General features: G+C 67.7%; 5 protein-coding genes. 2 read left to right on the top strand and 3 right to left on the bottom strand.

What is annotated here, in order from left to right; genetic code table 11:
- Positions 1–353 (top strand): integrase core domain-containing protein (locus BMZ48_RS10265; protein ID WP_143383677.1); only part of this gene is annotated, 353 nt, incomplete at its 5' end.
- Here BMZ48_RS10265 and BMZ48_RS10260 read toward each other — a convergent pair.
- From BMZ48_RS10260 to BMZ48_RS10250, 3 genes are all read right to left on the bottom strand, one after another.
- Complete coding sequence (locus tag BMZ48_RS10260; protein WP_091534735.1) at positions 332–2140, bottom strand: hypothetical protein; 1809 nt, start codon at positions 2138–2140, stop codon at positions 332–334. The two genes, BMZ48_RS10265 and BMZ48_RS10260, sit on opposite strands and share 22 nt — an antisense overlap.
- A gap of 140 nt (positions 2141–2280) precedes the next feature.
- Positions 2281–3876, bottom strand: a complete 1596-nt coding sequence (locus BMZ48_RS10255; protein WP_091534733.1) for a glycerol-3-phosphate dehydrogenase/oxidase — start codon at positions 3874–3876, stop codon at positions 2281–2283.
- 66 nt (positions 3877–3942) lie between these two features.
- On the bottom strand, positions 3943–4641 hold the full coding sequence (locus BMZ48_RS10250; protein WP_091534730.1) for an SDR family NAD(P)-dependent oxidoreductase: 699 nt from the start codon (positions 4639–4641) through the stop codon (positions 3943–3945).
- 188 nt (positions 4642–4829) lie between these two features.
- On the opposite strand from BMZ48_RS10250, the gene BMZ48_RS10240 reads away from it, so the two are divergent.
- On the top strand, positions 4830–6056 hold the full coding sequence (locus BMZ48_RS10240) for an efflux RND transporter periplasmic adaptor subunit (protein ID WP_091534725.1): 1227 nt from the start codon (positions 4830–4832) through the stop codon (positions 6054–6056).
- Position 6057 lies beyond the last annotated feature (1 nt).

Below are 6057 nucleotides of genomic sequence, written 5' to 3'. Positions count from 1 at the left end.
CGGATCGCTTCATCACACGGGGAGAGCGTACGCCGACCGGCAGGCATCAGTTCGATCAGCTCTGCGAGGAGCTAGGCATTGAGCATCGCCTGACCCGCCCAAAACACCCGCAGACCAACGGCATGGTTGAACGCTTCAACGGGCGCATCGCCGACATCCTGCGCACCCATCACTTCCATTCCGGCGAAGAACTTGAGGCCACCATCCTGCGGTATGTCTGGCTGTACAATCACCAACTGCCACAGAAAGCCTTGGGGCATGTCAGCCCCATCCAGGCCATGAAACAATGGCAGCGATCACACCCCGAACTGTTCAACAGACGTGTTACCAATCAGCCGGGACACGACACGTAGGTATCGTTGCCTTCGCGGATGCTGCCACCGCTGGCCGCGAGCAGTCCCGCAGCGATGCGCGGGCCGAAGCTTGCCGAGGCATCGAGCAGCTTGGCGAGACCGCCGCCGGGCATCGCCAGCACCGCGGCGCCCGTGCCTGGATCGGCACCGAGGAAGGATGCGGTCACGATGGCGCCGAGCGAGTGCCCCACATACCGCGTCGGGACATTGCCGTCGAACCGGTTGCCGTTGGGCATGAAATCTCCGCCGAGAATGACAGCGCCTGCCAGCGAGGCCGAGAGGGTCATGAGATCAGCCTCGGCCTGGCGCAGGTTGTCGCGGCTGGTCAGCAGACTCGACAGGTTGATGAAGTGCGTACCCGAGGCATCGGCCGTACCGTCGGCACCGGGTGCACCGGTGGTGTTGTTGACGAGGTCGAGATCGAAGGTGCGCTCGGTCGGCCGCAGGCTCGGCGGAAAGGCATCGGTGCCGGCGCGCAAAGCATGCCCGGGCGGCAGACCATGCAGGGGCAGATCGATGGCGACGACGGCAAAACCGGCGGCGGCGAGTGCCGGCGCGATCGGCAGCATCTGCGAGCGGTTGCCGGTGATGCCGTGCTGGAACACGACGACCGGCCATCCGGATGCCGGCATCGTGCGACCGCTGTTGGCGTTCGGAATCGTCACCAGCACCGGCACGCGCTGGCTCGCGCGCGCCCGCGGCTGCGGGAAGCAGCCGGTCGTGCTCTCGCTGGGGGCGATCGCACCGCACGGAATCCCCGTCGGGGTGTTGCCGGAGCTCACGACCGCAGGATCGGCACGCCAGAAGCTGTTCAGCGGATTGTCGGGCGCGCCGTTGATCAGGAAATCCCCATCCTCGGACGTTGCCGCCGCATCGGCGAGGTAATACGGCAGCGTGAGACTGCCGATGTAAACGTCGGCAACCGGCGGCAGCGCCGGAATCACGTCCTGCGTGGTCAGCCCGGTCGCGACCAGCGTCATCGGCTGCGGCGTGACGGTGGCCGCAAGCCGGCTGAGGGTGACACCGACCGACTGCGTCGTGAACGGCCAGGCGATCACCAGGTTTTCCCTGGCAATGCCGGCGGCGGCGAGCGCGGGCAGGATGCGGTTCTGATAAAGCTGGCGCACATTCTCGAGGGCCGCGCGCTGGGCCGGGCTGAGCGTCGTCAGCGCCGGCTCCGTGCCGGATGCGAACTGCTCATCGACCGTGCGGCTGGAGAGAACCACACGGAACAAATCGGCCGGCTCGGCGTGCACGCCTTCTTCCGACACCAGTGCGCGGGTGACGGCGACGAGATAGGTCGTCGCCGGCGCAAGCGGCTTGAGCCATTCGATCAGCAGGCGCGAGCGCAGCGCATCGAGCGGCCGGCCGGTCAACGGATCGATGGCGGTGGAGCGCTGCACGCGGTAATCCACACCCGGAGTGAGCGCGGAAAACGTCCGGGTGTTGATGATGACGATCGACCCCGGCGCGTTCGCCGAGCCGAGATCGACGCGGCCGATCAGGTCGGTGAAGGCCGAAGCGACGGTCGAAAAACCGTCGAGCCGGTTCGCCGCGGTCACGAACGGGGCGTTGGCCGGATTGGGAATGTTGAGCGTGCCGTCGGTGGTGCCGGTGAACAGGCCATCGTTCGGAAACGGAATGACCGCGCTCGCCGCGACCGGATCGAACAGGGAGATCAACCGGTCCGGGGATTGCGCAAGACCACCATCGCCGTTGTCCGCCTTGTCGCAGGCCGACAGCATCAGCGCCAGCACCACGGCAGGCGTCCATTTGAGTTGCCTCATCGCGCCTCTCCTTCTTTCTCGCACGGGAGAGGTGGACTCTCCCCATCCATTTAGCAATGCCCCGCCGCAAGCGGCGCAGCGGGCTCAAAAACGGATGCAGTATCCGCGAGAAACCCGCCGATGGGTATCGGATTTTTTAGCTATCCCGCGGTGATTTCCGACCGCTCGTCGGATTGTGGCGATGCAGCATGGGCTGTGTTGTGCATGCGTTCCTGCGCAAGCAGCGCGAGCAACCGCGGTTTCCACGACTCGCCGCGCACCAGCAGCGACAGCGGCATGCGGCGGCGCGCGATGTCGTCGAGGTCGTGCGCCATTTCGTTGCGCAGGGCGCAAACCGCCTCGGCCAGAATGAACGGCGCCTGGTCATCGATGCGCGCGGCCAGTTCACGATGCGCCCCCACCTGCGCCAGGATCGCCTCGACGCCGGTGCCGTGCCGCAGCGTCAGCCAGCGCGCAGCCTCGGTGTCGATTCCGGCTGCGGCAAGGCGGGCAACGGTTTGCGCCTGCCAGCGCTCGAACGGTTCCGTCGGTGCACCGGGCAAGGCGTGTCGGTGGGTGCGTGACGGCGGCGGCCGGCGCCCGAGCAGGCCGAACACGGCATCGACGATCGCGCGGCTGTCGCTGCGGGCGGTGGTGTACTTGCCGCCGACCGGCATCAGCACGCCCGGGCGCGGCTGTGTCGCCTCGAACTCGCGCGTGACCGCGGCCAGCGATGCGCTGTCCTCGGCCTTGAGCATGCGCACCCCGGAAAAACGGCCGATGACATCGGCCTCGGTCCAGCCCAGACCCGGCAGCCCGCGACGCACGCCTTCGAGCAGATAGTGCGTCTCCTCGTCGGTGGGCACGGCCTGTGCGGGATCGGTGACCTGTAGTTCGGTGGTGCCGACCAGGGTGCGGCCATACCAGGGAATCACGAAAAACACACGTCCGTCGGCGGCGGTCAGCAAAAAAGCCTCGGTGCAGCCGGCAATGGCCGGCAGCACCAGATGAGTGCCCTTGACCAGTTTCACCTTGGGCGCGGCATCACCGAGCAGCGTCGGTGCCCACGGCCCGGCGGCATTGACGACGACATTCGCCCGCACCTCGAAGACCTCGTCACCGAGCGTATCGCGCAGGCGCGCGCCGCAGACGCGGCCGCGATCCTCGATCAAGCTCTCCGCAGCGACGCGGTTCGCGCAGACCGCGCCATGCCCCTGGGCGGCCGCGACGACGACCAGCGTCATGCGCGCATCGTCTTCCTGACAGTCGCCGTAACGGAAACCGCCGAGCAGACGTTCCGGATCGATGAAGGGATAGCGTGCCAGCAGCTCGCGCGCACGGTAATAGCGGTGCCGCGGCACCGGCTGTCCGCCGAGCGCCATCAGGTCATACAGCGCAAGTCCGGCCGAGACCATGAGCGGATGTGCGCGCGGCCCCCTCCACATCGGCAGCACGAACTGAAGCGGCCGCACCAGATGCGGTGCGATACGGTACAGCGTCCGCCGCTCTCTCAACGCATGGCGCACGAGCCCGAATTCATAGTGCTCGAGATAACGCAACCCGCCGTGGATCAGCTTGCTCGATGCCGACGACGTGCCGGCGCCCCAGTCGGTCTTTTCGACCAGGGCGACGGACAGCCCGCGGCTGGCCGCGTCGTACGCGGTCCACGCGCCGTAGATGCCACCGCCGATGACGAGCAGATCGAAACGCCCGGCGCGCAGGGCGGCGATATCGCGTATGAGCGAAAAAGCAGCCATGCCGCGCAGTTTCCGGCTTCTTTGCGCGGCTTTCCAGCCGCAGTCCGGCGGAGTCGGGCAGCCCTTCTATTTCTTGTAGACCGTCTCGATCTCGAAATGGCCCCTGGGTTGCCGATACAGCGCAATGTAGGCCGCGGCGATGTTGTGCGGATCGAACGCCGTCCCGGGCTGGACGAAGCCGTGCACGGTGACGGTGGCGACGTGGATGCCATGCTGGCCCAGATCCTGCGCCAGCGTGTAGGTGAGCGAACGCAGCGCCGCCTTGTCCATCGACAGCGAGGCGTAATCCGCCGCCGGCTCGTAGGCAAACCCGCCGCCGGTGAACAAAATGGTGCCGCGCTTGCGGGCAATCATCGCCGGGGCCACGGCGCGTGCGGCGATCAGCGCACCGACGACGTTGATGCGGAAATCCTCGATGAGGTGCGGGATCGGCACGCTTAGCGGCCGGCCGGGCTCGTGCGTGGCGACGTTGTAGACGAGTACGTCCGGATCGCCGAGATCGGCGCGGGCCGCCTCGATCCCGGCGATCAGCGCGGACTCGCTGGCCGCATCGGCCGCGTAGGCGCGGGCGCGCCGTCCGGTCTTGATGCGGATCTCCTCACATAGCGCCTGCAAACGCAGGGGGGTGCGCGCCAGCAACGCGACATCACAGCCCTCGCGGGCGAAGGCCAGTGCGACGGCCTGGCCGATGCCCGGACCGGCGCCGACGATGATGCAGACGGGGCGGACGGCCTGCTCGGCGGGCAGCGGTGCTGGATGGCTCATACCTCTCCTTGGATGGCCGGGCGCGCATGCGGCGCGGATCGCACGATGATAATCGGCTCAGGCCCAGGTCTGACACGATCGACTCGCACGATCGATTTGCCGCATCCGATCCTGGCCGCATCCGCTTGGCATGCGCATGAAAAAGTCGGCACACTGGTGCACGCCCCGAATGCGGGCGCACTGCTCACATGAACGACACTTCTGCTCTGCTGAGCCAGCTCAGGATCGATCGCGGCACAGCGGCGGCAGCGCCGCGCCGGCGCTGGATCGGGCTTGTTCTTGTGGCGTTCGCACTCTTGGCGTGCGGCGCATGGCTGCTGCTGCGTGTGCCCGATGCCCTGCCGGTGAAAACCGTCGTCGCCCAGCCACTGCGGGAGGGCACACCGCCACCGTCGGTGCTCGATGCCTCGGGCTATGTCGTCGCGCGGCGCCAGGCGACGGTTTCGTCGAAAGTCACCGGCAAGGTCGTCGAACTCTTGATCGAAGAGGGTCAGGCAGTGCGCGCCGGACAGGTGCTCGCCCGCCTCGACGACAGCAATGCGCGCGCGCAGCTCGCCTTGGCCCAGTCGCAGCTCGAGGCGGCACGCGCGCAGCTCGCCGAGGTCGGCGTGCAGCTCGAAGAGGCGCGCCGCCAGCTCGCCCGCACGCGCGAGCTGGCGTCACGCAAGCTCGTCTCCGAGCAAGCGCTCGACAGCGCCCAGGCCGGCGTCGATGGCCTCGTCGCGCGTCTGCAGACGATGCAGCGCAACGTCGCCGTTGCCGAGCGCACGGTCGCAGTCCAACAGCGCCAGCTCGACGACACCGTGGTGCGGGCACCGTTCGACGGCATCATCACCGAGAAGAACGCCCAGCCCGGCGAAATGATCTCGCCGCTATCGGCCGGCGGCGCCGGCACGCGCACCGGCATCGGCACGCTCGTCGACATGGATTCGCTCGAAATCGAAGTCGATGTCAACGAAAACTTCATCAACCGGGTGCAGCCGGGGCAGCCCGCCGTGGCGCGCCTGAATGCCTATCCGGACTGGGAGATCCCGGCCCAGGTGATCGCCGTGATCCCGACCGCCGACCGCTCCAAGGCAACGGTCAAAGTGCGCGTCGGCTTTCTGCAAAAAGATCCGCGCATCCTGCCGGAAATGGGCGTGCGCGTGTCTTTCCGCGAAGCGGTGCCGACGCCGGGAGCCCCGCGCCCGCCCGCCGGGGTTCTCGTCCCGGCCGAAGCAGTGCAGACCGACGGCGAGCTGGGCACGGTCTATGTCGTCACCGACGCGGGCGTGCTGGAGCGGCGCGCCGTGCGCATCGCCGGCAAGAGCGCAGGCGCCGTGCGCATCGTCAGCGGTGTTTCTGCGGGCGAGCGGCTCGCCGTCGGCGACTTCGCCCAGTTCAGCGATGGCAAGGCGGTCACCATGCAACCCTGAT

Origin of the sequence: Fontimonas thermophila (assembly GCF_900113085.1) — a bacterium.
GTDB classification, from domain to species: Bacteria; Pseudomonadota; Gammaproteobacteria; order Nevskiales; family Nevskiaceae; genus Solimonas; species Solimonas thermophila.
Note: the sequence above shows the minus strand (reverse complement) of the source record. Positions and strands in the feature narration are given on the sequence as shown.

Coding starts and splice junctions, on each gene's coding strand:
- BMZ48_RS10260 (WP_091534735.1), bottom strand. CDS start 2,140: ATGAGGCAACTCAAATGGACGCCTGCCGTGGTGCTGGCGCTGATGCTG.
- BMZ48_RS10255 (WP_091534733.1), bottom strand. CDS start 3,876: ATGGCTGCTTTTTCGCTCATACGCGATATCGCCGCCCTGCGCGCCGGG.
- BMZ48_RS10250 (WP_091534730.1), bottom strand. CDS start 4,641: ATGAGCCATCCAGCACCGCTGCCCGCCGAGCAGGCCGTCCGCCCCGTC.
- BMZ48_RS10240 (WP_091534725.1), top strand. CDS start 4,830: ATGAACGACACTTCTGCTCTGCTGAGCCAGCTCAGGATCGATCGCGGC.